General features: G+C 69.7%; 24 protein-coding genes. 15 read left to right on the top strand and 9 right to left on the bottom strand.

The genetic code is table 11. From position 1 onward, the window contains the following. The first annotated feature begins 55 nt into the window (after positions 1-55). Genes BLV96_RS35755 through BLV96_RS35775 form a run of 5 tightly spaced genes read left to right on the top strand, consistent with a single transcriptional unit; the run spans position 56 to position 5,228 of the window. Positions 56-1,060: a zinc-dependent alcohol dehydrogenase family protein gene (locus BLV96_RS35755; protein ID WP_091390020.1), complete on the top strand. Its 1,005-nt coding sequence runs from the start codon at positions 56-58 to the stop codon at positions 1,058-1,060. Further along, positions 1,053-2,387 carry an ABC transporter substrate-binding protein gene (locus BLV96_RS35760; RefSeq protein ID WP_091390021.1) on the top strand — a complete coding sequence of 445 codons (1,335 nt, stop codon included), beginning with the start codon at positions 1,053-1,055 and terminating at the stop codon, positions 2,385-2,387. The genes BLV96_RS35755 and BLV96_RS35760 overlap by 8 nt, the downstream gene beginning before the upstream one ends. Next, the gene (locus BLV96_RS35765) at positions 2,387-3,319 is read left to right on the top strand and encodes a carbohydrate ABC transporter permease (protein WP_091390024.1); all 933 of its coding nucleotides are present in this window, start codon (positions 2,387-2,389) and stop codon (positions 3,317-3,319) included. The genes BLV96_RS35760 and BLV96_RS35765 overlap by 1 nt, the downstream gene beginning before the upstream one ends. After that, positions 3,316-4,152 carry a carbohydrate ABC transporter permease gene (locus BLV96_RS35770; RefSeq protein ID WP_091390026.1) on the top strand — a complete coding sequence of 279 codons (837 nt, stop codon included), beginning with the start codon at positions 3,316-3,318 and terminating at the stop codon, positions 4,150-4,152. The genes BLV96_RS35765 and BLV96_RS35770 overlap by 4 nt, the downstream gene beginning before the upstream one ends. A 2-nt stretch (positions 4,153-4,154) precedes the next feature. Beyond that, positions 4,155-5,228: an ABC transporter ATP-binding protein gene (locus tag BLV96_RS35775; RefSeq protein ID WP_091390029.1), complete on the top strand. Its 1,074-nt coding sequence runs from the start codon at positions 4,155-4,157 to the stop codon at positions 5,226-5,228. A 60-nt stretch (positions 5,229-5,288) separates the two neighbouring features. On the opposite strand, the gene BLV96_RS35780 is transcribed toward BLV96_RS35775, so the two are convergent. From BLV96_RS35780 to BLV96_RS35790, 3 genes are read right to left on the bottom strand one after another with little or no spacing between them, the layout of a single operon-like run. Continuing rightward, positions 5,289-5,483 carry a ferredoxin gene (locus BLV96_RS35780; protein WP_091390032.1) on the bottom strand — a complete coding sequence of 65 codons (195 nt, stop codon included), beginning with the start codon at positions 5,481-5,483 and terminating at the stop codon, positions 5,289-5,291. Positions 5,484-5,527: 44 nt separating this feature from the next. Then, a complete protein-coding gene (locus tag BLV96_RS35785) occupies positions 5,528-6,727 on the bottom strand; it encodes a cytochrome P450 (RefSeq protein ID WP_091390034.1) in 1,200 nt (399 codons plus the stop codon). 10 nt (positions 6,728-6,737) lie between these two features. Next, positions 6,738-7,961 carry a cytochrome P450 gene (locus BLV96_RS35790; protein ID WP_091390037.1) on the bottom strand — a complete coding sequence of 408 codons (1,224 nt, stop codon included), beginning with the start codon at positions 7,959-7,961 and terminating at the stop codon, positions 6,738-6,740. 178 nt (positions 7,962-8,139) lie between these two features. On the opposite strand from BLV96_RS35790, the gene BLV96_RS35795 reads away from it, so the two are divergent. Together BLV96_RS35795 and BLV96_RS35800 are read left to right on the top strand one after the other, a co-directional pair. Further along, positions 8,140-8,790, top strand: coding sequence for a TetR/AcrR family transcriptional regulator (locus tag BLV96_RS35795; protein ID WP_091390040.1), 651 nt, complete (start codon positions 8,140-8,142; stop codon positions 8,788-8,790). Between the two features lie 240 nt (positions 8,791-9,030). Continuing rightward, positions 9,031-9,720 (top strand): GH12 family glycosyl hydrolase domain-containing protein, encoded by a 690-nt coding sequence (locus BLV96_RS35800; RefSeq protein WP_244180725.1) that lies wholly within the window; start codon positions 9,031-9,033, stop codon positions 9,718-9,720. 66 nt (positions 9,721-9,786) lie between these two features. Here BLV96_RS35800 and BLV96_RS35805 read toward each other — a convergent pair whose 3' ends face one another. Genes BLV96_RS35805 through deoC form a run of 3 tightly spaced genes read right to left on the bottom strand, consistent with a single transcriptional unit; the run spans position 9,787 to position 13,053 of the window. Further along, positions 9,787-10,653, bottom strand: a complete 867-nt coding sequence (locus tag BLV96_RS35805; protein ID WP_086673880.1) for an aldehyde dehydrogenase family protein — start codon at positions 10,651-10,653, stop codon at positions 9,787-9,789. Beyond that, positions 10,646-12,079 (bottom strand): aldehyde dehydrogenase family protein, encoded by a 1,434-nt coding sequence (locus tag BLV96_RS35810; RefSeq protein WP_086673878.1) that lies wholly within the window; start codon positions 12,077-12,079, stop codon positions 10,646-10,648. Before BLV96_RS35810 ends, BLV96_RS35805 begins: the two co-directional genes overlap by 8 nt. Further along, positions 12,079-13,053 carry a deoxyribose-phosphate aldolase gene (gene deoC, locus BLV96_RS35815; protein ID WP_086673875.1) on the bottom strand — a complete coding sequence of 325 codons (975 nt, stop codon included), beginning with the start codon at positions 13,051-13,053 and terminating at the stop codon, positions 12,079-12,081. Before deoC ends, BLV96_RS35810 begins: the two co-directional genes overlap by 1 nt. A gap of 201 nt (positions 13,054-13,254) precedes the next feature. On the opposite strand from deoC, the gene BLV96_RS35820 reads away from it, so the two are divergent. After that, positions 13,255-13,806 carry a Uma2 family endonuclease gene (locus BLV96_RS35820; RefSeq protein WP_086673898.1) on the top strand — a complete coding sequence of 184 codons (552 nt, stop codon included), beginning with the start codon at positions 13,255-13,257 and terminating at the stop codon, positions 13,804-13,806. Here the strand turns inward: BLV96_RS35820 and BLV96_RS35825 are convergent. Next, entirely contained in the window at positions 13,803-14,417 is a 615-nt protein-coding gene (locus BLV96_RS35825; RefSeq protein ID WP_208608422.1) for a DUF1707 SHOCT-like domain-containing protein, read from the bottom strand. The two genes, BLV96_RS35820 and BLV96_RS35825, sit on opposite strands and share 4 nt — an antisense overlap. Positions 14,418-14,502: 85 nt before the next feature. On the opposite strand from BLV96_RS35825, the gene BLV96_RS35830 reads away from it, so the two are divergent. Genes BLV96_RS35830 through BLV96_RS35840 form a run of 3 tightly spaced genes read left to right on the top strand, consistent with a single transcriptional unit; the run spans position 14,503 to position 16,496 of the window. Next, positions 14,503-14,925, top strand: a complete 423-nt coding sequence (locus BLV96_RS35830) for a protein-tyrosine phosphatase family protein (RefSeq protein WP_086673871.1) — start codon at positions 14,503-14,505, stop codon at positions 14,923-14,925. Between the two features lie 5 nt (positions 14,926-14,930). Then, positions 14,931-15,554, top strand: a complete 624-nt coding sequence (gene upp, locus BLV96_RS35835; protein WP_086673869.1) for a uracil phosphoribosyltransferase — start codon at positions 14,931-14,933, stop codon at positions 15,552-15,554. Between the two features lie 3 nt (positions 15,555-15,557). Further along, positions 15,558-16,496 carry a pentapeptide repeat-containing protein gene (locus BLV96_RS35840; protein ID WP_244180727.1) on the top strand — a complete coding sequence of 313 codons (939 nt, stop codon included), beginning with the start codon at positions 15,558-15,560 and terminating at the stop codon, positions 16,494-16,496. Here BLV96_RS35840 and BLV96_RS35845 read toward each other — a convergent pair. Continuing rightward, positions 16,478-17,863, bottom strand: a complete 1,386-nt coding sequence (locus BLV96_RS35845) for a hypothetical protein (protein WP_244180728.1) — start codon at positions 17,861-17,863, stop codon at positions 16,478-16,480. The two genes, BLV96_RS35840 and BLV96_RS35845, sit on opposite strands and share 19 nt — an antisense overlap. A 76-nt stretch (positions 17,864-17,939) precedes the next feature. Here BLV96_RS35845 and BLV96_RS35850 point away from each other — a divergent pair, with 76 nt between their 5' ends. Continuing rightward, positions 17,940-18,509 (top strand): RNA polymerase sigma factor, encoded by a 570-nt coding sequence (locus tag BLV96_RS35850; RefSeq protein WP_086673865.1) that lies wholly within the window; start codon positions 17,940-17,942, stop codon positions 18,507-18,509. Further along, the gene (locus tag BLV96_RS35855; protein ID WP_086673863.1) at positions 18,506-19,762 is read left to right on the top strand and encodes a hypothetical protein; all 1,257 of its coding nucleotides are present in this window, start codon (positions 18,506-18,508) and stop codon (positions 19,760-19,762) included. The genes BLV96_RS35850 and BLV96_RS35855 overlap by 4 nt, the downstream gene beginning before the upstream one ends. On the opposite strand, the gene BLV96_RS35860 is transcribed toward BLV96_RS35855, so the two are convergent. Next, positions 19,735-20,352 carry a TetR/AcrR family transcriptional regulator gene (locus tag BLV96_RS35860; RefSeq protein WP_086673861.1) on the bottom strand — a complete coding sequence of 206 codons (618 nt, stop codon included), beginning with the start codon at positions 20,350-20,352 and terminating at the stop codon, positions 19,735-19,737. The two genes, BLV96_RS35855 and BLV96_RS35860, sit on opposite strands and share 28 nt — an antisense overlap. 84 nt (positions 20,353-20,436) lie before the next feature. Here BLV96_RS35860 and BLV96_RS35865 point away from each other — a divergent pair, with 84 nt between their 5' ends. Next, positions 20,437-20,838 (top strand): MerR family transcriptional regulator, encoded by a 402-nt coding sequence (locus BLV96_RS35865; RefSeq protein ID WP_086673859.1) that lies wholly within the window; start codon positions 20,437-20,439, stop codon positions 20,836-20,838. 50 nt (positions 20,839-20,888) lie between these two features. Next, positions 20,889-21,812 carry an aldo/keto reductase gene (locus BLV96_RS35870; RefSeq protein ID WP_208608423.1) on the top strand — a complete coding sequence of 308 codons (924 nt, stop codon included), beginning with the start codon at positions 20,889-20,891 and terminating at the stop codon, positions 21,810-21,812. Positions 21,813-21,880: the final 68 nt, after the last annotated feature.

The raw sequence follows: 21,880 nt of genomic DNA on the forward strand, positions 1-21,880 counted from the left end.
GTTCTCGACGCCATAGGTCAACGCTGCTCATATGAGCGCGAGGAAGGGGCTAGGCATGCGTGCCGCCATCGTCGACCGGCCCGGTGAGATCAGGGTCGGCGAGGTGCCCGATCCGAAACCCGGGGAACGCCAGGTCGTCGTCAAGGTCGGAGCGTGCGGGATCTGCGGGACCGACCTGCACATCGCGGACGGGCACTTCCCGCCCACCCCGTACCCCATCGTCCCCGGGCACGAGTTCGCCGGGGAAATCGTCGAGCTCGGCGCGGACGTGCCGGGCGAGTGGAAGGTCGGCGACCGCGTCGCCGTCGACCCGTCGCTGTTCTGCGGCTACTGCGGCCCGTGCCGCGCCGGCCACGGCAACCTCTGCGCGAACTGGGGCGCCACCGGCGACACCGTCAACGGCGCCTTCGCCGAGTACGTCGCCGTCCCGTCGTCCACCTGCTACCGGATGCCCGACTCGATGACGTGGGAACAAGGCGCGCTGGTCGAGCCCGTCTCCTGCGCGGTGCACGGCGTCCGGCGCGTCGGCGTCGAAGCCGGAGAGCGCTTTCTCGTCGTCGGCGCCGGGACCATGGGCCTGATCATGCAGCAGCTGCTGCAGCGCTCCGGCGCGCAGGTCACGGTCGTCGACCGCAACGAAACCCGGTTGCCACGAGCGAAAAGCCTCGGCGCCGTCGCCACCGCGAAGGACGTCAGCGACCTGAACGGCGAGAAGTTCGACGTCGCCGTGGACGCCACCGGCGCCGCACCCGCCATCGAAGCCGCGTTCGACTCGATCCGCCGCGGCGGGCGGCTGCTCGTCTTCGGCGTCGCCCCGGCCGAAGCGCGCGTCGCGCTTTCGCCGTTCCGCATCTACAACGACGAGATCACCATCGTCGGCTCGATGGCCGTGCTGCACAGCTTCGGCACGGCGCTCGACCTCGTCGCGAATGGTGCGATCGACACCGATTCGCTGCTCACGGACAGGTTGCCGCTGGAGCAGTACCCCGAGGCGCTGGCCAAGATGCGCAGCGGCTCGGGCCTCAAGGTGCAGGTACTCCCGGGAGGCGGCCGTGCGTAAGCTCCTCACCCTCTTCGCCGCGACGTCGTTGCTGGCCACGGGCTGCGCGGGCGCGGGCTCGATCGGCCAGGGCACCAGCACGCTCGTCATCGCGATCGTGTCCAACCCGCAGATGAAGGACGCGATCTCGCTCGCGCCGGAGTTCGAGAAGGCCACCGGCATCAACCTGAAGTTCGTTTCCCTGCCGGAAAACCAGGCGCGCGCGAAGATCACCGCGTCGACCGCCACCGAGGGCGGCGAGTTCGACGTCGTCATGATCAGCAACTACGAGGCTCCGCAGTGGGCGGCCAACGGCTGGCTCGAGAACCTCGAGCCGCACATGGCCTCGACCCAGGGCTACGACGAAGGCGACTTCATCCCCAGCATCAAGCAGTCGCTGTCGTACCAGAACCAGATGTACGCGGTGCCGTTCTACGGCGAGTCGTCGTTCCTGGCCTACCGCAAGGACCTCTTCGACAAGGCCGGGATCACCATGCCGGCCAAGCCGACGTGGCAGCAGATCGCCGACTTCGCCGCGAAGCTCGACGACAAGGCCGCCGGCGTCAGCGGCATCTGCCTGCGCGGCAAGCCGGGCTGGGGTGAAAGCCTCGCGCCGTTCACGACCGTGGCCAACACTTTTGGTGCGCAATGGTTCGACAAGGACTGGAACGCCAAGCTGACGTCACCCGAGTTCACCGCAGCCGCGAACTTCTACGTCAACCTGATCCGCGAACACGGTGAAGTCGGCGCCTCCAGCGCCGGGTTCTCCGAGTGCGGCACGCGCTACACCCAGGGCCAGGCCGCGATGTGGTACGACGCCACGGTCATGGCGGGAACCAACGAGGACCCGTCGAGCAGCAAGATCGTCGGCAAGTCCGGGTACGCGCCCGCGCCGGTCGTCAAGACCCAGGCCAGCGGCTGGCTCTACACCTGGGCGCTCGGCATCCCGAAGGTCGCCAAGGACAAGGACGCGGCCTGGAAGTTCATGGCCTGGATGACCGACAAGGCGTACGTGCAGAAGGTCGGGACGACCTACGGCTGGAACCGCGTCCCGCCGGGCGTGCGCCAGTCGACGTACGCGATTCCCGACTACGCCAAGGCCGCGGCGGCCTACGCGAAGCCCACTTTGGACGGTATCGCGGACGCGAACCAGCAGAAGGCCATGGCGAACCCGGTGCCCTACCCCGGCATCCAGTTCGTCGGCATCCCCGAGTTCCAGGACCTGGGCACCCGGGTGAGCCAGCAGCTGTCGGCGGCGATCGCCGGCCGCGAGTCCGTCGAAGACGCCCTGAAGCAGTCCCAGGACTACGCCCAGACGGTGGGCGACTCCTACAAGGCGGTGCAGTGATGTCCACGCTCTCCGTAGAAACCCCCACCTCCCAGACGCACGCGAAGGTCGAGGAGAAGAAAGGCCTGAGCACCGCGGCCAAGCGGCGGCTGCCGCTGCTGCCCGCGCTGATCTTCGTCGTCGCGGTGACGCAGCTGCCGTTCCTGCTCACCGTGTTCTACTCGTTCCAGTCGTGGAACCTGGTCCGGCCGGGCTCACGGCACTTCGTCGGCCTCGACAACTACATCGACGTATTCAGCGACACGACGTTCCTGGTCGCGCTGCTCAACACCGTGCTGCTGACGGTGGTGTGCGTGCTGGTCGCGCTGCTGCTGGGCCTCGGCCTGGCGATCCTGCTCGACCGGAAGTTCTTCGGCCGCGGCGTCGTCCGGACGCTGCTGATCACGCCGTTCCTCATCCTCCCGGCGGCGGGCGCGCTGCTGTGGAAGACCACGGTGTTCGACCCGACGTACGGGTTGCTGCACTTCGTCTTCGGCACCGACGTCGACTGGCTTTCGGAGTTCCCGCTGGCCGCGGTGATGGCGCAGATCGTGTGGCAGTGGACGCCGTTCATGATGCTGCTCATCCTCGCCGGCCTGCAGAGCCAGTCCAAAGAGGTCCTCGAAGCAGCCTCTGTGGACGGTGCGAGCCGGTGGCGGACGTTCGTCTCCATCACGCTGCCGCACCTGTCCCGATTCCTGCAGCTGGCGACGCTGCTGGGCGCGATCTACATCGTGAACAGCTTCGACGCCATCTTCCTGATGACGCAGGGTGGACCGGGCACGGCCAGCACCAACCTGCCGTACTACATCTACCAGCGCGCGTTCGAAGGCTTCGACGTCGGACAGTCGTCGGCGATGGGCGTGATCGTCGTGATCCTGACGATGATCGTCGCGACCTTCGCGCTGCGCTTGATGTTCCGCACGTTCTCCGTGAGCGGAGGGATCAAATGACCACGGCCGTCGCTCCCCGCAAACGCGCCTACGGCAAGGGATCGCTGACCCTGGTGACCTGGGTCCTGGCCATCCTGTTCGTCTTCCCGCTGCTGTGGATGATCCTCACGGCGTTCAAGCAGGAGGCGGACGCCTACACCGACCCGCCGAAGCTGTTCTTCACGCCGACGTTCGACCAGATCGCGAACGTCCTCAATGGAGGGTTCCTGCCGTACGTGTCGAACTCGGCGTTCGTCACGATCCTCTCGACGATCCTGGTGCTGCTCTTCGGCGTCCCGGCGGCGTACGCGCTGTCGCTGGCGCCGGTGAAGGGCACGTCGAACGCGCTGGGTTTCTTCCTCTCGACCAAGATGCTGCCGATCGTGGCGGCGATCATCCCGCTGTACATCATCTCCCAGAACACCGAGCTGCTGGACACGGTGTGGGCGCTGGTCATTCTCTACACGTCGATGAACCTGCCGCTGGCCATCTGGATGATGCGGTCGTTCTTCCTCGAGGTGCCGCACGAGATGATCGAGGCGGGCCGGATCGACGGCGCGAACCTGCCGACGCTGCTGCGCAAGATCATCATGCCGGTGGTCGCGCCCGGGATCGCGGCGACGGCGCTGATCTGCGTCATCTTCTCCTGGACCGAGTTCTTCTACGCGGTCAACCTGACGGCGGCGCGCGCCGGCACCGTGCCGGTGTTCCTCGTCGGGTTCATCACCAGTGAGGGCCTGTACTGGGCCCAGCTTTCCGCCGCCGCGCTGCTGGCCTCGCTGCCGGTGATGATCGTCGGCTGGATCGCGCAGAACCACCTCGTCCGCGGGCTGTCGATGGGAGCGGTGAAGTAGCCATGGCCGGAGTCGTTTACGAAGCTGCGTCGCGGATCTACCCGGGCGCCCAGGCGGTTCGCGCCGTCGACAAGTTCGACCTCGCGGTGCCGGACGGGGAGTTCCTGGTGCTGGTCGGGCCGTCAGGGTCCGGGAAGTCGACGGCGCTGCGGATGCTCGCGGGGCTGGAGGACATCGACGAGGGTGCCGTCCACATCGGCGACCGCGACGTCACGCACCTGCCGCCGAAGGACCGGGACATCGCGATGGTGTTCCAGTCCTACGCGCTGTACCCGCACATGACGGTGGCCGAGAACATGGGCTTCGCGCTGAAGCTGCGTGGACTGTCCAAATCGGACATAGATGCCAAGGTGGCCGAGGCGGCCGCGCTGCTGGATCTCTCCCGCTTCTTGGATCGGAAGCCGAAGGCGTTGTCCGGTGGGCAGCGGCAGCGCGTCGCGATGGGCCGGGCGATCGTGCGCGAGCCGAGCGTGTTCCTGATGGACGAGCCACTGTCCAACCTGGACGCGAAGCTCCGGGTGGAGACGCGCGCGAACATCGCCCAGCTGCAACAGCGTCTCGGGACGACGACGATCTACGTCACGCACGACCAGGTCGAGGCGATGACGATGGGCGACCGGGTGGCGGTGCTCCGCGACGGCGTGCTGCAGCAGTGCGCGTCCCCGCGGGAGCTGTACGAGAACCCGCGCAACAGTTTCGTGGCGGGGTTCATCGGCTCACCGGCCATGAACCTGGCGACGTTGCCGCTGACCGAAGGCGGCGTCAAGCTGGGCGACGTCGTGTTGCCGCTGCCGCGGTCGGTTCTATCGGCGGCCGGCGACCTCCGTGAAGTGGTCTTCGGTGTCCGGCCGGAGTCGCTGGAGCTGGTGTCCGAAGGCGGGTTCGAGCTGGTGGTGGAGCTGGTGGAGGAACTCGGCGCGGACGCGTACCTGCACGGCAAGGTGGGCGACGACCGGTTCGTCGTCCGGGTCGACGGCCGCACGCCACCCCGAATGGGCGACAACGTCCGGGTCGGCCTGCGCGGCGAAGGCGAGACCCACGCCTTCCACCCGGAGACCACGCTGCGCCTCTCCTGAAACGATCGAGCCACGGCCACCTCGCGGGAACCCCTTACCCGCGAGGTGGCCGTTCCCACGTCACTCCTGGAGTGAGAGGGCCTGGCTGGGGCACACGTGCACCGCTTCTCGGGCCTTCTCGACCAGCTCACCCTCCGGCTGCTCGTTCAGGACGATGACCGTGCCGTCGTCCTCGCTCTGGTCGAACAGCGCCGGCTCGGTGAGCACGCACTGACCCGCGCCGACGCACTTGCCGGTGTCCGCGATGATCTTCATGGTTCTTCTTCCTGCCTGTGGTGGGAAACGCAGCTCTTCGATCTCTACCAGGTCACCGGCAGCCGGTACAGGCCGTAGATGTTCGCGTCGTCCTTGAACGGCAGGTCGTCGACGTCCGAACCCAGCGCCAGCGTCGGAATGCGGCGGAACAGCGTGTCGAACACGATCTGCAGCTCCATCCGGGCCAGGTTCTGCCCCAGGCACTGGTGCGGGCCGAAGCCGAACGCGACGTGGTGGCGCGCGCCGCGCTCGATGTCCAGCTCGTCGGCGTTCTCGAACGCGCGCGGGTCGCGGTTCGCCGCGTAGCCCAGCGCCAGCACGCCTTCACCAGCCTTGATCAGCTGCCCGCCGACCTCGATGTCTTCGACGCACAGGCGCGCGGTGGCCGCGTCGACGATCGTCCAGTAGCGCAGCATCTCCTCGACGGCGTCGAGCGTCTTGCCCGGGTCGGCCTTGATCGCCGCGAGCTGCTCCGGGTTCTGCAGGAACGCCACGGTGGACAGCGAAATCATGTTCGCCGTCGTCTCGTGCCCGGCCACCAGCAGCAGGAACCCGGTCGCGGCCAGCGATTCACGCCGGTAGGTGCCGTCCTCGCGGAGCTTGACGATCTGCCGGCCGAGCAGGTCGTCCGGCGGGTTCGCCTCCTTCGTCGCGATGAGGTCGGCCATGTACCCGCGGATGGTGTCGAACGCCGCTCGCCGCTCTTCGGGCGGCGTCGCGCGCTTGATCAGCTTCGCCGTGTGCTCCTGGAAGAAGCCGTGGTCGGCGTAGGGCACCCCGAGCATTTCGCAGATCACCAGCGACGGCACCGGCAGCGACAACGTTTCGACGAGGTCGCCGGGGCGAGGCCCGGCCAGCAGCGCGTCGATCTGGCCGTCGACGATCTCCTGGATCCGCGGCCGCAGCGCCTCCATCCGGCGCACGGTGAACTCGCCGAGCACGGCCTTGCGCGCCGGCCCGTGCTCGGGCGCGTCCATGGTGATCATGGTGCGCTCGTCGCCCTTGCGCCGGAACCCGCCCTTGACCAGCTGCGGGAAGTCCGGGTGCTGGCGGTCGGCGCTGAAGCGCCGGTCGTTCAGCACGGTCCGGACGTCTTCGAGCCGGGTGACCACCCAGGCGTGGCCGCCCTCGGGCAGCCGGACCCGCTCGACGGAGTCACCCTCGCGGATCTCCTCGTACGCCGGTGGCGGCGCGAACGGGCAGGTGCGGGTCATCGGGAACTCGTGCTTTTCGACGGTGGTCATGGCGTCCCCTTCACCAGGTCACGGGCAGGCAGTACAGACCGAAGATCGACGAGTCGTGCTTGAACGGCAGCTGGTCCACGGGCGCGGCCAGCTTCAGCTCCGGGAGGCGGCGGAAGAGCGTGTCGAACACGATCTGCAGCTCCATCCGGGCCAGGTTCTGGCCGAGGCACTGGTGCGGTCCGAAGCCGAACGCGACGTGGTGGCGGGCGCCGCGCTCGAGGTCGAGCTCGTCCGGGTTCTCGAACGCGGCCGCGTCGCGGTTGCCCGAGTAGCTCAGGCCCAGGACACCCTCGCCTTCGCGGATCAGCTGCCCGCCGATCTCGACGTCTTCGGTGGCGACGCGCGAGGTCGCGAACTCCGCGATCGTGAAGTACCGCAGCAGCTCCTCGACGGCGTCGAGCGTCTTGCCCGGGTCGTTCTTGATGATTTCGAGCTGGTCCGGGTTCTCCAGCAGCGCGACGGTGCCGAGCGAGATCATGTTCGCCGTCGTCTCGTGCCCGGCGATGAGCAGCAGGAAGGCCAGCGACACGAGCGAGTCGTGGTCGACGTCGCCGTGCTCCTCGCGCTGCTTGAGGATCTGGCGGCCGAGCAGGTCGTCGGTCGGCTCGGCTTCCTTCTTGGCGACGAGCTGGTCGAGGTACTCCTGCAGCTCGTCGACGGCCTGGACGCGGACCTCCTGGTCGACGTCGCGGTTGAGCAGCGTCGAGCTGCGGACCTGGAAGAACTCGTGGTCGCCGTAGGGCACGCCCAGCAGCTCGCAGATGACCAGCGACGGCACCGGCAGCGACAGCGCCGTGACGAGGTCGGCGGGCTTCGGACCGGCCAGGATCGCGTCGATGTGCTCGTCGACGATCTGCTGGATCCGCGGCTGCAGCGCCTTCATCCGCTTGACCGTGAATTCGCCCACGACCTCGCGGCGGGCGGCACCGTGCTGCGGCGGGTCCATGTTGATCAGCGACGCGGTGAAGTTGGTCCGCCGGATCGGCCGGCCCTGCTTGGTCAGGAACGGGAAGCCGGGGTTGAACCGGTCGGAGCTGAACCGCGGGTCGGTGAGCATTTGCCGGACGTCTTCGAGCCGGGTGATCGCCCAGGCCTCCTGGCCGGACTGCAGCTCGACGCGCTGGACCGGCCCCGCTTCGCGCAGCCGCTCGTACGCCGCGGGCGGCGCGAACGGGCACGTGCGTTCCAGCGGGAAGACGTCGCCCTGAGTGGTGGGTTCGGCGACTTCGGTCATTTCGGGCCCCCTAAAGCGGACGTAAAGTATGCGGAGGATTACATTCCGGTTCTACGGCCAAGGTACCGAAGCGGAAGGAAGTCGTCCACTAGCTAACGGGTGACTCGATGTGGATCCGGTGTGTGGCCGCTTGACCATGCGAGAATCAGCCCGCGCGATTCAGCGGAAGGCGAACGGCATGACGGCAGACCCCGAGACCACCCTGCGGGCGGACGCGCGCCGCAACCGCGACCAGATCCTGGCCGCCGCGAAGAGCATCTTCGCCGTCTCCGGGCCCGAGGTGCCGATGGAGGAGATCGCCCGCGCGGCCGGCGTCGGCGTCGGGACGCTTTACCGCCGGTTCCCGGACCGGGACGCGCTGGTCCGCGCGGTCGCGATGGACAACTTCGAGCGCGTGCTGGTCGACGCCCGGGCGATCGCCGCGGAGGAGACGTCGCCGTGGCGCGCGCTCGAGCGGCTGCTGCGGCAGTCGGTGGAGCTGCAGCTGAGCATCCAGCTGGCGATGGTGTCGCACCGGGCGCTGGTGATCCTCAAGGGCGACCCGGAGGTCCGGCGCCTGCGGGACGAGATCCTGGAGGTGGTGGACGACTTCGTCCGCGGCGCCCAGGCCGAGGGCAAGCTGCGCCCGGACGTCGGTGCCGGGGACATCGCCATCCTCTTCGCGACGCTGCTGCGGCAGGTGCGGGCGAAGGCGCCGGACGTGGCCGAGATGGCGGCGCGCCGCTGCGTCGGGATCATGATCGACGGCCTCAGTGCCCGGCCGGGCACCGAGCTGCCGGGCCGCCCGATCACGTCGCACGATCTGGACCCCGCGGAAGACCACGCCTGATTCCCGGTTTTTCGTGTTAGGGTTCCGCCTCGTTCTGCCGAATTGTGGCCGCGGGCGGAAAAAATGCGACGAAGAATACCGGTCTGGTTGTTGGCGATTCCCTTTCTGGTGGTGGCGGGCTGCGGTTCCGGTCCGGTCGCCGGAGCGGCCGCGCCCGTTTCGACGCCGGCGTCCCCTTCGGCTTCTTCGAGTACCTCGTCCGTCGCGCCGCCGACGTCGGTCACGCCGTCTTCTCGTTCGGTGGTACCGACTCCGACCCCGCCGTCGACAACGCCGGTGCGCGGCTGCCGCAGCCCGGAGTTCTCGACGTCCGAGCCCGACGGCGGCTGGTCGGACGGCGGCTACTACGTCCACAACAACATGTGGAACACGGACGAGGCAGGCCCGGAAACGCTGCGCGCGTGCGCGTACGACAACTGGTACGTCGAATCCAGCCAACCCGACTCGACGTCGGTGAAAACCTATCCGAACGTCCACAAGGACATCAACAACCAGAATGGGAAGCCGTTCAACGACTATTCGGTGATCCACTCGACGTTCGCCGGCCGCGGCCCGGGCGTGGGCGTCTACGACGTGGCGTACGACCTGTGGCTGAACGGCGTGGGCGACGGCAAGGGCGTCAGCGAGCTGATGGTGTGGACGGAGAACCTGAAGCAGCAGCCGTCGGGCGACAAGCTGACGACGTACACAGCGGGCGGCTCGACGTACGACGTCTGGGCGGACGACGACGGGTACGTGGCGTTCGTTTCCCGGGCGACGCAGTACTCGGGCAGCATCGACCTGAAGGCGATGATCGCGTGGTCGATCGGGAAGGGACTGATCCCGCCGAACCCGACGGTGAACCAGATCGGGTACGGGATCGAGTTCTGCTCAACGGGCGGGGGCAAGGCGCGGTTCACGCTGACGGACTTCTCGGTGACGATGAGCTAGAAGCCGGCTGCCCGGACGCGACGGAGGCCACCACCCGGCCCGGGTGGTGGCCTCCGTTCGAGCAGCTCAGACGCCCAGGGGGTGCCAGACCGTCTTCGCCTCCAGGTAGCGGCGCAGGCGGGTGATGTCCGGGGCCGTCGTCCAGTCCGGCTCTGCCGCCGGGACCGTCAGCACCCTCTTCACCGTGTTCGCCGCTTCGCGTGCCAGCCCCGTGCGGTCCTCCGGGGACGCTCCCGTCGGATCCAGCGCGTTCACGTCACCGTGCGAAGCCAGCCACGGGCCCAGCTCCGCCGCCCGCCCCGTCAGGATGTTCGCCACTCCGCCCGGGACGTCCGAGGTCGCCAGGACCTCCGACAGCGTGATTGCCGGCAACGGCCTCTCCGCGCTCGACACCACCACCGCCGTCGAGCCCGTCGCCAGGACCGGGGCCAGGACCTCGACCAAGCCCAGCAAGGACGACTGCTGGGGCGCCAAGACACCCACCACGCCTGTCGGTTCCGGGACCGTGAACGAGAAGTACGGGCCCGCCACCGGGTTCGCCGCGCCGAGGACCGTGGCGATCTTGTCCGTCCAGCCCGCGTACCAGACCCAGCGGTCGATCGCCGCGTCCACAATGGACTCGGCCTTCTTCGCGGCCAGACCCTCCGAAGCGGACACTTCCGCGACGAACTGGTCGCGCCGGCCTTCGAGGACCTCGGCCACCCGGTAGAGCACCTGGCCGCGGTTGTACGCCGTCGCCGCTGACCAGCCGGGGAATGCCTTGCGGGCCGCCACCACCGCGTCGCGGACGTCCTTGCGGGACGCGTGCGCCGCGTTCGCCAGGAACTTGCCCTTCGTGTCCGTCACCGGGTACACCCGGCCGGACTCCGAACGCGGGAACTTGCCGCCGATGTAGAGCTTGTACGTCTTCGCGACGGAAATCCGGTCAGACATTCAGGTACGCCTCCAGCCCGGTGCGGCCGCCTTCGCGCCCGAAGCCGGATTCCTGGTAGCCGCCGAACGGGGCGGCGGGGTCGAAGCGGTTGAAGGTGTTGGCCCAGACCACGCCGGCGCGCAGCTGGTTCGCCATCCACAGGATCCGGGAGCCCTTTTCGGTCCAGATGCCCGCCGACAGCCCGTACGGCGTGTTGTTCGCCTTCGCGACGGCTTCGTCCGGCGTGCGGAACGTCAGCACCGACAGCACCGGGCCGAAGATCTCCTCGCGCGCGATCCGCATCGACTGGTGGACGTTCGCGAACACCGTCGGGGCGAAGAAGAACCCGCGGTCCGGCACCGGGCACGGGCTGGTCCAGCGCTCCGCGCCTTCGGCGTCACCCGACTCGACGAGCCCGCGGATCTTCGCCAGCTGCTCGGCCGAGTTGATCGCGCCGATGTCGGTGTTCTTGTCCAGCGGGTCGCCGATGCGCAGCGTCGAGACGCGGTGGCGCAGCTTGTCGAGGACCTCTTCGGCGACGGACTCCTGGACCAGCAGGCGCGAGCCCGCGCAGCAGACGTGGCCCTGGTTGAAGAAGATGCCGTTGACGATGCCTTCGACGGCCTGGTCGAGCGGCGCGTCCTCGAACACGATGTTTGCGGCCTTGCCGCCCAGCTCCAGCGTCAGCTTCTTCGGCGTGCCCGCGACCTGGCGCTGGATCGCCTTGCCGACGTCGGTCGAGCCGGTGAAGGCGATCTTGTCGATGCCGGCGTGCTCCACAATGGACGCGCCGATGTCGCCCGCGCCCGGCAGGATGTTGACGACGCCCGGCGGCAGCTCGGCCTGCTGGCAGATCTCCGCGAAGACCAGCGCGGTCAACGGCGTCGTCTCGGCCGGCTTCAGCACGACCGTGTTGCCGGTGGCCAGCGCGGGGGCGATCTTCCAGGCCAGCATCAGCAGCGGGAAGTTCCACGGGATGATCTGCCCCGCGACACCCAGCGGCCGCGGATTGGCGCCATAGCCCGCGTACTCCAGCTTGTCGGCCCAGCCGGCGTGGTAGAAGAAGTGCGCCGCCGCCGTCGGGACGTCGGAGTCGCGCGACTCCTTGATCGGCTTGCCGTTGTCGAGGCTCTCCAGCACGGCCAGCTCGCGCGAGCGCTCCTGGATCAGCCGCGCGATGCGGAAGAGGTACTTCGCGCGCTCGGCGCCCGGCAGCTTCGACCACACGGAGTCGTACGCCTTGCGGGCGGCCTTGACCGCGGTGTCCACATCGGACTTCGACACGGTGCCGACCTCGGCCAGGACCTCTTCGGTGGCCGGGTTGATCGTCTTGAGCGGCTCACCCGAGCCGTCGACGAATTCGCCGTTGACGAACGGCTTGTAGTGGTCCTTGAGGTTCGCGATGGCGCGCGACTCGGGCGCCGGTGCGTACTCGAAAACAGGCATCAGTCCACCGTCACGTAGTCGGGGCCGCTGTAGTGGCCGTCCACCTGGGTGCGGCGCTGCAGCAGCAGGTCGTTGAGCAGGCTGGACGCGCCGAAGCGGAACAGGTCCGGGGTCAGCCACTCTTCGCCGGCGACCTCGTGCACGGCGACCAGGTACTTGATCGCGTCCTTCGTGGTGCGGATGCCGCCGGCCGGCTTGACGCCGCGCAGCTCGCCGGTGCGGACGTGCCAGTCGCGGACGGCCTGCAGCATGATGTGCGTGACCGGCAGCGTCGCGGCGGGGGAGACCTTGCCGGTGGAGGTCTTGATGAAGTCCCCGCCGGCCAGCAGCGCCAGCCACGACGCGCGCCGCACGTTGTCGTAGGTCGCCAGCTCGCCGGTCTCGAGGATGACCTTCAGGTGGGCGTCGCCGCACGCGGCTTTGATGGCCTGGATCTCCTCGAAGACGTCCATGTAGCGGCCTTCGAGGAACGCACCGCGGTCGATCACCATGTCGACTTCGTGCGCGCCCGCGTCGACCGCGATCTTGGTGTCGGCCAGCTTGATCTCGCGGCTGGTGCGGCCCGCGGGGAAGCCGGTGGCGACGGACGCGACGTGCACGCCGCTGCTGCCCAGCGCTTCGACGGCGGTGGCGACCATGTCCGGGTACACGCAGACGGCGGCCACGCGCGGGGTGTCCTGCCGCTCGGGATCGGGGCGGACGGCCTTCGCGGCGAGCGCCCGGACCTTGCCCCGGGTGTCGGCGCCCTCCAGGGTGGTCAGGTCGACCATGGAGATGGCGGTGTCGATGGCCCACCGCTTGGCGTCCTTCTTGATGCTGCGCGTGCCGAGGCCCGCCGCGCGCTGCTCGACGCCGACCTGGTCGACACCGGGCAGCCCGAGCAGGAAGCGGCGCAGGCTCGCGTCATCGCGAGTCGCGTCCACCAGCGGTGCCGGGGTGGCCGGCGCCGCTGACGTGCTGGTCGTGGCTGTCATGCGCCTGAGTCTAGGCGGCGGGTCCGACAGTGCGCGGGGTCCGGAGGCGGGTCACCCGGTGTGACGTTATCGGCAGGCTGTGTCACGGCTGCGGTATAAAGATTGCACCTCATCCGCTACTGTTGGCGTTATTACTGTGCACTTTGGCGCGCAGTGCCAGGCCAGCGAGGGAGCGTGACGATGACCGCTCTGCCGGACTGGATGGATCTGCCGTCCGCAGGGTTGAGTGCGGACGATTACGATGCGTTGCCGGAAGAGATCTGCCGGCGTATCGAGATTGTCGATGGAGCCATCCTTGTGAACCCGTCCCCGCGCCGCTCGCACCAGAATTTCGCCCGGCGGTTGGCGCAGGTGTTCGAGGACGCTTGCGGGCCGGAGTTCGAGGTCTCGACCGACGTCGACCTGCGGCTCCGTGACGTTCCCTTGCTCAACCGACGGCCGGACATCGTCGTGTACGACTCGTCCTTGCCCGATGAGCTGGTCCTGCGGCCGGAGTACTGCGTGCTCGTCGTCGAGGTCATGTCACCGGGTTCGGTCACCGCCGACCAGATCGACAAGCCGGGCGAGTACGCAGCCGGTGGCATCCAGCACTTCTGGCGCGTCGAGAACACCGACGACCCCGAAAAGCTCCGAGTGTTCCGCTACCAGCTGGACCCCACGACCAAGACCTACGCCCCGGCCGCCGTCCACGACGGGCCGTTCACCGTGACCGACCCCTTCACGGTGAACGTCGACCTCGCCGGGCTGCTCTAAGCCCCTTCGATCTGCGGTGGTTCCGCCCGCTGAGCCGGCCTCCGGTACACGACCACCCCGCCCCAGAACCCCAACCCGTTGATCTTCACGGTCGGCGCCGTCGGGGGTGCCGGGGGTGCTCCCGACTTGTCCTCCAGCACGAACCCGCCCATGAACCCGATGCCCGTCACGTCGACGTTGATGTCGTCCGGGACCGTGATCGTGATGCCGCCCATGATCGCCACCGCCGTGATCGTGCACTGGCGGTCGGCGAAACGGGCCTGGCGCAGGTCGATCTCCGCGCCGCCCCAGAACGCGAAGCTCGTGTGCTGCGGGGGGAGGACCCAACTGCCCTTGCGGACCGCGCCCGACATCACACCGATCGACACCGGGCTGCCCGGGTGGCCGCCGATGCGCTGGTCCGGGAAGCCGAGCGCCCGGGTCGGTGCCGGTTCGAGAGCCGCGGACGACGTCGGCAGGTCCGCCGTCACCGGTTTGAGCTCGCCGATCGTCTTCGCCGCGTAGACCGTCGAAAGCCGCTCCTCCAGCTCGTTGACGGTGATCCGCCCTTCCGAGAGGGCGTTGTGCAGCACCTGGGCGACGCGCTCGCGGTCCGCGTCGGAAGCCCTCATCTGATCGGGCGTCAGTTCGCTCACCCGGCGGAGCTTAGCGGCGATAACCACCCTGCGTGTCCACCTTTCAGAGGACACTGGGCCGATGGTCGAGTTTCCCGACGGCACTCACGTACAAGGCAGGGGGCTGGGCCGCCCGCGCCCCGACGGGCCCGAGCCGGACTTCGGGCTCTACCTGGGGACGAGCCGGCTGCGGCGCAAGCACGGCGGCGGCATCGCCTGGCCGCACGAATGGGTCACCTGGCCGGACTTCCTGCTGCCGGCCCATCCCGAGGACGCCCGGAAGAAGATCAAGGCCCTCCACGAACGCGCCAAGACCGAAACCGTCGAAGTCGCCTGCTACGGCGGTGCCGGGCGAACCGGCACGGTGATGGCCTGCCTGGCGATCCTGTCCGGCGTGCCCGCGGACCAAGCCGTCGCCTGGACCCGCGAGCACTACCACGAACGCGCCGTCGAAACGCCCTGGCAGCGCGGCTGGGTGAAGAGCTTCGCGAAACGGCTAGATTGACCCGCATGGATGTGCACGTCGTCGATCACCCCCTCGCGAAGGCCCGGCTCTCCACGATGCGCGACGCGCGCACCGACAACGCCGCGTTCCGGGCCGCGCTGCACGAGCTGACCGTCATGCTGGTCTACGAAGCCACGCGCGACGTGCCGGTCAAGACCGAGCGGATCCACACGCCGGTCGCGCGCACCGAGGGCTACACGCTGGCCGAGCCGCCGCTGCTCGTCCCGGTGCTGCGGGCCGGCCTCGGCATGGCCGACCAAGCGCACAAGCTGATCCCGGACGCGCGGATGGGTTTCGTCGGCCTCGCGCGCGACGAGGAGACGCTGAAGCCGACGCCGTACCTCGAGTCGCTGCCGGAGTCGCTCGCCGACCGGCCGGTCCTGGTGCTCGACCCGATGCTCGCCACCGGCGGCTCGATGGAGTACACGATCCGGCTGCTCACCGACCGCGGCGCCGACGACGTCACGGCCATCTGCGCGCTCGCCGCGCCGGAAGGCCTGGCGCACCTGGAGAAGACCGGCCTGCCGGTCCGCGTGGTCACCGCGAGCATCGACGAGCGCCTCAACGACTCGGGCTTCATCGTCCCGGGCCTCGGCGACGCCGGTGACCGCCAGTACGGCGCCCGCTGAGCCTTGCCCGTCCTCAAGTGGCGCTGGGTGGCCGTGGCCGGCGGCGCCGTCGCGCTCGTCACGGCCGGGCTGCTCTGGCTGCTGCTCGGCTGGTCCGGGACGCCGGACGCGCCGGTGCGCATCGACGCCGTCAAGACGGCCTTCGGCATCGGCGCCGGCGCGGGCGGCGTCTTCGCCCTGTGGCTGGCGACGCGCCGCCAGCGCACGATGGAGCTGCAGCTCGCCGAGACGACCCGCGTGGCGGGCGTGACCGAACGCGACCTCGAGGAGCGGCGGGTCACCGAGCTGTACACGAAGGCCGTCGAGCAGCTCGGCAGCGACAAGGCACCCGTGCGGCTCGGCGGGCTCTACGCGCTGGAACGGCTGGGACAGGACAACCCGAAGCAGCGCCAGACGATCGTGAACGTGCTGTGCGCGTACCTGCGGATGCCGTTCAAGGCCCCGGTCGTCGGGCTCAAGGGCACCGCGGCGCGCGACCTGGCCGACGACCCCGAAGAAGGCGAGCTGCTCGTCCGGCTGGCCGTGCAGGAGCTGCTCAAGACGCACCTGAGCCACGACGCGGCGGGCTACTGGCCGGGGATGTCGATCGACCTCCAGCGAGCCACCCTCGTCGACTTCCGGCTGAGCGGGTGCACCCTGGTCGCCGCCGACTTCAGCCGCGCGCGGTTCGTCGGTCAGCTCCACATCCGCGGCACGCACTTCGCCCGCCGCGTGGGGTTCTACGGCACGGAGTTCCGCGACATCGTCAACTTCGACCGGTCGGTCTTCGAGGAAGGCGCTTTCTTTTCCCGGGCGCACTTCACCAGCAATGTCCGCTTCACGCGGATCCGCTCCGGGGGCCGGTTCGAGTTTTCGCGCACGGTCTTCGAAGAGGGCGCCGACTTCGAGGGCGGCGAACACGCGGAACTCGACCTGGCGGACGCTCAGTTCGGTACCAGGTAGAGCTCCTGCTTCCCGAGCGTCGGCGCGTCGAGCGTCCAGTGCGCGAGCGCGTCCGGTGGTGGGCTCGGCAGACGCCGCAGGACCAGGTCGGGACGCCGCGGCCGGACGTCGAAGTCGAAGAACGCGTAGTCGACGCGCAGCGCCGCGCGGACCCACCGGCTCGAAGCACCGCGGGCCTCGATCGCCGCGGGAAGCAGGCCGCGGTCGGCGAAGACGTCGACGATCGCGCAGTCGCACGTGTAAGCCAACACGCCGATTTCGCCCGCGCTGCCGATCACCCGGCCGCCGGCCAGTGCACGCAGGTCGCGGCCGATCTCCTCGTACCGGGCGGTCGACGCGTAGTTGGACGTCAGCGGCGCGAACTCCCGTGACGAGCCCGCGTACGCGAGCACGGAAGCGGCCACGAGCCCGAGGACGAAACCGGTCGCGACCCGCCGCGAAGACGCCCACGCGCACAGGAAGATCGTCGCCGCGGTGATCCCCGGGCCGTAGTACCAGTGGTACGGCGGAACGTTCAGCAGCACGTACGTCAGGTGGTAGAGCACACCGCCGAGAGCCAGGAGGGTGAACGGCCGAAGCCCGCGCCGGAACGCGAACGGCAACGCCGCGAGCGGCAGGAAGGACAACAGCGCTGTCCACGGCGAAGTCCGGGCGTAGAAGAGCGGGCCGTTGCCGAAGTTCCAGTCGCCCCAAGCTCGTTGCGCGCCCTGCAGCGTCTTGATCACGACCGTGTCGGGCACCGCCGCGCCGAGCACGACCCAGCTGAACGCGAACCACGGCAGCGCCACCAGCGCGAGGCCGAGCACCGCCCGTCCGGAACGCACCGAGAAACCCAAGACGACGGCGAAGATCAGCAGGTCGAGCCGGACGAGCGCGAGCGCGCCCGCGGTGAGCCCGAAAGCCAGGGGACGTCGTTCGACCGCGAACACCGTCACCCACCCGAGCACCGCCGAGCCCAGCGCGACTTCCAGCCCGATCGAGGAGAGCAGCAGCGGGTTCACGGTCAGCGCTGCGAACGTGAGCGCGGGGAACCAGCGCGGCAACGCCGTGCCGAGCCGCCGCAGGGCCAGGACGAGCGCGACCTGGCTCAGCACGTACAGCACGCCGGCCGCGAAGACGGCGTCCCGCACCACGAACGTCAACGCGGCCAAGGCGAGGACGTTCGCCGGTGACGTCGCCGAGTTCGACGTCGCGTCGGCCAGCAGTCCCCAGTGGCCGTGGAACGCGAGGTTGCGCGCGTAGGCCAGCGTGATGAACGTGTCGTCGATGAGGTGCGGGCGGGCCAGCGCGAACACCAGCGCCGACACGCACGCGACCGCCGCGGGCAGCCGCAGGCGAAGGTTGTCCGTCGTCCGGACCTGCTCCATGATCACGACCGGAAGTGGCCGCCGGTGCGCCGGAAGTTGCGCGCAACATCCGGGCAGGTGCCGGCCACTGAGGGGTGTGACCAGCCATGCGACGGGGGCGCCGGTGGACGATCGGGTCCTGTGGGATCGGGCCGCCGGGGGCGATGAGGCGGCCTTCGGCGAGCTCTTCGAGCGGCACGCCGAAGCAGTCTGGAACCACGCCTACCGGCTGACCGGGTCGTGGAGCGCCGCCGAGGACCTCACCTCGAACACGTTCCTGACCGCCTGGCGCCGCCGCGCCGACGTGACGCTGGTGCGGGACAGCGCCCTGCCGTGGCTCTACACGGTGGCCGGCAACGCCGCCCGCGACGAGCACCGCGGCGCGAGACGGCGGCTGCGGCTGCTCCGGAAGATCCCGGACCCGCCGGTCGTGTCCGACCACGCCGACGCGGTGGCCGAGCGGCTCGACGGCGAGGAACGGCTGCGCGAGATCGTCGACGCCGTGCGAGCCCTGCCGAAGGCACAGCGCGCGGTCGTCGAGCTGTGTCTGCTCGGCGACCTGAGCGTCGCCGACGCGGCCGCGGCGCTGGCCGTCGCCGAGGTCACCGTCCGCGCCCACCTGTCCCGGGCCCGCGCCCGGCTGCGCACGCTGCTGGAGGAGAAATGAGCGACGACCTCGGTCTCCCGCCGCGGCGCGCGCTGCCGGACGACGTCCGCGACCGGCTGCGCGCCGAAGTCCGCGCCGGGATCGGGGCACCGCGGCGGACCCACCGCGTCTGGTACGCCGCCGCGGCCGCGGTGCTCGTCCTGGCCGCGGGGGCGGTCGTCGCGACGAAGACGTTCCGGGAGCAGCCCGTCGCCGGGCCGCCGCCGGACCCGGGCAACCACCTCACCCTCGACCCGAAGGTGGCGACGGCCGCGCTGGACCGCTGCTGGGCGGCCGTTCAGGCGGCGGGCAAGACGGACCGGGTGCCGCCGCGGGCGGAGTGGGTCCCGCTGTTCACCGAAGTCCTGCAGGCGGACGCGGTGGTCGCGGCGACCGCGGCCGGCAAGCCGATGTTCTGCGAGACCACCGAAACGACCGTGACGGTGTCGGACCCGGCGGCCGCGCCCGCGTACGCGCCGGGCACGCACGTCGGGGTGCTGCTGCACAGCGCGACCGGGACCGTCGCCGGGATCGTGGACCCCGGGACCGCGCCCGGGTTCCTCGGGTCGCGGACCGAGGGCGGGGAAAACATGTCGCAGTCGATCCGCACGTCCCCGGTCAGCGGCCAGTTCGTCGCGATGACCCGGACCGCCCTGTGGACGACGACGCTCACCGTCGAAACCCCGGGGGCGCCGCGCGCGGCCGTGCTGCCCCAGTCGCCGCCGTGGCTGGTCATGTCGGTCGACCGGCCGGTGACCGCCGAGCGGACGTCACCCGCGGGCCGGGCACTGGACGAGTGCTTGAACACCGCCGAAGAGGTGACCCCGGACGCGGCCGCGTACGCGCCGGGCCCACTGCTCGACACCGGGGACTTCCGCGTGGTCATGGGCCGCCGGGGCGACCGGGTCGTGGTCTGCGAGACCCAGCCCGACTACCAGCGGCCGGGGCGGACGAAGTCCCGCGCGTTCCCCGGCTTCATCGGACCGCAGACCCAGGCGGCCCGCACGTTGACCGTGGACACGCTGGGCGCGGCCGAGTCGGGCGCCCCGCGGGGCCAGTCGCGGCACCCGTTCGCCGCGGCGCTGCCGCTGACGGCGGCGAAGGCGACGATCGACTTCGGCATCGGGACGAGCGTCGAGGCCGACGTCGTCGACGGGATGGTCGCCGCGTGGGTCCCCGGGAACATCGACCTGCTGCCGGACGCGACGGTCCACGTGCGCGCGCGTGACTCGCTCAACCGGACCGTCTACGACGGTTCGCTGCGGCTGAGGTGAGGCCGCAGCCAGCCGGAGGCGTTCGCGCGCAGGGCCGTCTCGTATGAGCCCGTGACGTCGAACTCCTCCGGCAGGTTGCCGGTCAGTTCCAGGGAGACGAGCCCGTGCACCACGGCCCAGCAGCCGACCGCGACCGTCTCCGGCGGGACGTCGAGGAACACGCCGTCGGCGATGGCGCGGCGGATGATCGCTTCGAGGGGTTCGAGGGTCTTGCGGGCGAGTTTTTCGGCGTCTTCGTTGGGTTCGAACCCGGGGATCGACCTGGTGAACATGATCCCGTAGAGGTTCGGGTCGGCCAGGGCGCTGGCGCGGTAGGCGCTGCCGAGCGCGACGAGGTCCTCGACGGGGTCGCCGGTCAGCGTGGTGCCGGCCATGCGGGCGCCGAAGCGGCGGAAGCCCTCGGTGTAGAGCGCGTTCACCAGATCGGGTTTGCTGCCGAAGAGGGAGTACACGGCGGTGGTCGACGTCCCGGCGTCGGCGGCCAGCTTCCGCAGGGAAAGCGCCTTCGGCCCGTCGGCGGCGATGAGCTCACCGGCGCGGTCGAGCAGCTTCAGCCGGAGGGCTTCGTCATGCGTGCGTGGCCGTGCCATCCACAGAGCGTATCGGAACGCTGTTATGGAAGACCAGGGTGAAGAGTTGACCTGGAGTGCACTCCAGGTCGTAGTGTCGAGCTCATGAGCTACTCGATAGCGGAAGCCGCGCGACGTAGCGGACTGTCGATCGACACCCTCCGGTACTACGAGCGCATCAAACTGCTCGACCCGCCCGCGCGGGACACCGCGGGCCGCCGGGCGTACTCCGACGACGACCTCAACTGGCTGGGGTTCCTGACCAAGCTGCGCACGACCGGGATGCCCATCAAGAGCATGCGCGAGTACGCGTCGCTGCGCCGCCACGGCGTGGCCAGCGCGGGCCGCCGCAAGGCCCTGCTGGTGGAGCAGCGCCGGTCGGTCGCCGAGCGGATCGCCGAACTGCAGGGGTGCCTCGACATCCTCGACTACAAGATCGACAACTACGCCCAGGTCGAGCGCAACGTGCTCGGCGTGGAACCGGGCAGGGAGGAGATTTCCGCGTGAAGACCAGGAAGCTCGGCGGTCTGGAGGTCGGCGCCCAGGGCCTCGGCTGCATGGGGATGAGCCAGGCCTACGGCGTCCGCGACAACGACGACGAGTCGATCGCGACGGTCCACCGGGCTCTCGACCTCGGCGTCACGCTGCTCGACACCGCGAACGTCTACGGTGCCGGTGCCAACGAGGAGCTGGTAGGCCGGGCGATCGCCGGCCGCCGCGACGAGGTCGTGCTCGCGACGAAGTTCGGCATCGTGTGGACCGACGGCGCGATGGGCGCCCGCGGGGACGCGGAGTACGTCAAGCAGAGCTGTGACGAGTCGCTGCGCCGGCTCGGCGCCGACCACATCGACCTGTACTACCAGCACCGCGTCGACCCGGACACGCCGATCGAGGAGACGTGGGGCGCTCTCGGCGAGCTCGTGGAAGCCGGGAAGATCCGGTACGCCGGGATTTCCGAGGCGAGCGCGGCGACGATCCGCGCCGCGCACGCGGTCCACCCGGTGACGGCGCTGCAGAGCGAGTGGTCGCTGTGGACCCGGGGCATCGAAGGCGAAATCCTGGACACGTGCCGCGAACTGGGCATCGGCGTGGTGCCGTTCTCGCCGCTGGGCCGCGGGTTCCTGACGGGCGCGGTGAAGTCGGTCGCGGACCTGCCCGAGGACGACATGCGCCGCGGCCTGCCCCGGTTCGCCGAGGAGAACTTCGCCCGCAACATGGCGATCGTCGACGCGCTGCGCAAGCTGGCGGAGGAGAAGGGCGTGACGGCGGGTCAGCTGGCGCTCGCGTGGGTGCAGTCCCACGGCGAGGACGTCGTGCCGATCCCGGGGACCAAGCGCCGCAAGTACCTCGAGGAGAACGTGGCGGCGGCTTCCCTCGAGCTCACGCCGGATGACCTCGCGGCCATCGAGGCGGCGGCCCCGGCGGAGGCGATCGCGGGGGAGCGTTACCCGGAACGCCTGGCCCGCGCGGCCGGCAAGTAAGCCGTAGCTTTCACGTGAAAGCTCCCACCTGGGGGCGTAGCTTTCACGTGAAAGCTGCGCTCTGAGCC

The sequence above is a fragment of the Amycolatopsis pretoriensis genome (assembly GCF_900107925.1).
Lineage (GTDB): Bacteria > Actinomycetota > Actinomycetes > Mycobacteriales > Pseudonocardiaceae > Amycolatopsis > Amycolatopsis pretoriensis.

What these genes read in the sequence shown, in the direction of transcription:
- BLV96_RS35855 (WP_086673863.1), top strand. Translation starts at nt 18,506, where the DNA reads ATGAGCGACGACCTCGGTCTCCCGCCGCGGCGCGCGCTGCCGGACGAC.
- BLV96_RS35765 (WP_091390024.1), top strand. Translation starts at nt 2,387, where the DNA reads ATGTCCACGCTCTCCGTAGAAACCCCCACCTCCCAGACGCACGCGAAG.
- BLV96_RS35755 (WP_091390020.1), top strand. Translation starts at nt 56, where the DNA reads ATGCGTGCCGCCATCGTCGACCGGCCCGGTGAGATCAGGGTCGGCGAG.
- BLV96_RS35865 (WP_086673859.1), top strand. Translation starts at nt 20,437, where the DNA reads ATGAGCTACTCGATAGCGGAAGCCGCGCGACGTAGCGGACTGTCGATC.
- BLV96_RS35790 (WP_091390037.1), bottom strand. Translation starts at nt 7,961, where the DNA reads ATGACCGAAGTCGCCGAACCCACCACTCAGGGCGACGTCTTCCCGCTG.
- deoC (WP_086673875.1), bottom strand. Translation starts at nt 13,053, where the DNA reads ATGACAGCCACGACCAGCACGTCAGCGGCGCCGGCCACCCCGGCACCG.
- BLV96_RS35770 (WP_091390026.1), top strand. Translation starts at nt 3,316, where the DNA reads ATGACCACGGCCGTCGCTCCCCGCAAACGCGCCTACGGCAAGGGATCG.
- BLV96_RS35810 (WP_086673878.1), bottom strand. Translation starts at nt 12,079, where the DNA reads ATGCCTGTTTTCGAGTACGCACCGGCGCCCGAGTCGCGCGCCATCGCG.
- BLV96_RS35805 (WP_086673880.1), bottom strand. Translation starts at nt 10,653, where the DNA reads ATGTCTGACCGGATTTCCGTCGCGAAGACGTACAAGCTCTACATCGGC.
- BLV96_RS35785 (WP_091390034.1), bottom strand. Translation starts at nt 6,727, where the DNA reads ATGACCACCGTCGAAAAGCACGAGTTCCCGATGACCCGCACCTGCCCG.
- BLV96_RS35845 (WP_244180728.1), bottom strand. Translation starts at nt 17,863, where the DNA reads ATGGAGCAGGTCCGGACGACGGACAACCTTCGCCTGCGGCTGCCCGCG.
- BLV96_RS35820 (WP_086673898.1), top strand. Translation starts at nt 13,255, where the DNA reads ATGGATCTGCCGTCCGCAGGGTTGAGTGCGGACGATTACGATGCGTTG.
- BLV96_RS35775 (WP_091390029.1), top strand. Translation starts at nt 4,155, where the DNA reads ATGGCCGGAGTCGTTTACGAAGCTGCGTCGCGGATCTACCCGGGCGCC.
- BLV96_RS35795 (WP_091390040.1), top strand. Translation starts at nt 8,140, where the DNA reads ATGACGGCAGACCCCGAGACCACCCTGCGGGCGGACGCGCGCCGCAAC.
- BLV96_RS35825 (WP_208608422.1), bottom strand. Translation starts at nt 14,417, where the DNA reads ATGAGGGCTTCCGACGCGGACCGCGAGCGCGTCGCCCAGGTGCTGCAC.
- BLV96_RS35860 (WP_086673861.1), bottom strand. Translation starts at nt 20,352, where the DNA reads ATGGCACGGCCACGCACGCATGACGAAGCCCTCCGGCTGAAGCTGCTC.
- BLV96_RS35780 (WP_091390032.1), bottom strand. Translation starts at nt 5,483, where the DNA reads ATGAAGATCATCGCGGACACCGGCAAGTGCGTCGGCGCGGGTCAGTGC.
- upp (WP_086673869.1), top strand. Translation starts at nt 14,931, where the DNA reads ATGGATGTGCACGTCGTCGATCACCCCCTCGCGAAGGCCCGGCTCTCC.
- BLV96_RS35830 (WP_086673871.1), top strand. Translation starts at nt 14,503, where the DNA reads ATGGTCGAGTTTCCCGACGGCACTCACGTACAAGGCAGGGGGCTGGGC.
- BLV96_RS35870 (WP_208608423.1), top strand. Translation starts at nt 20,889, where the DNA reads ATGGGGATGAGCCAGGCCTACGGCGTCCGCGACAACGACGACGAGTCG.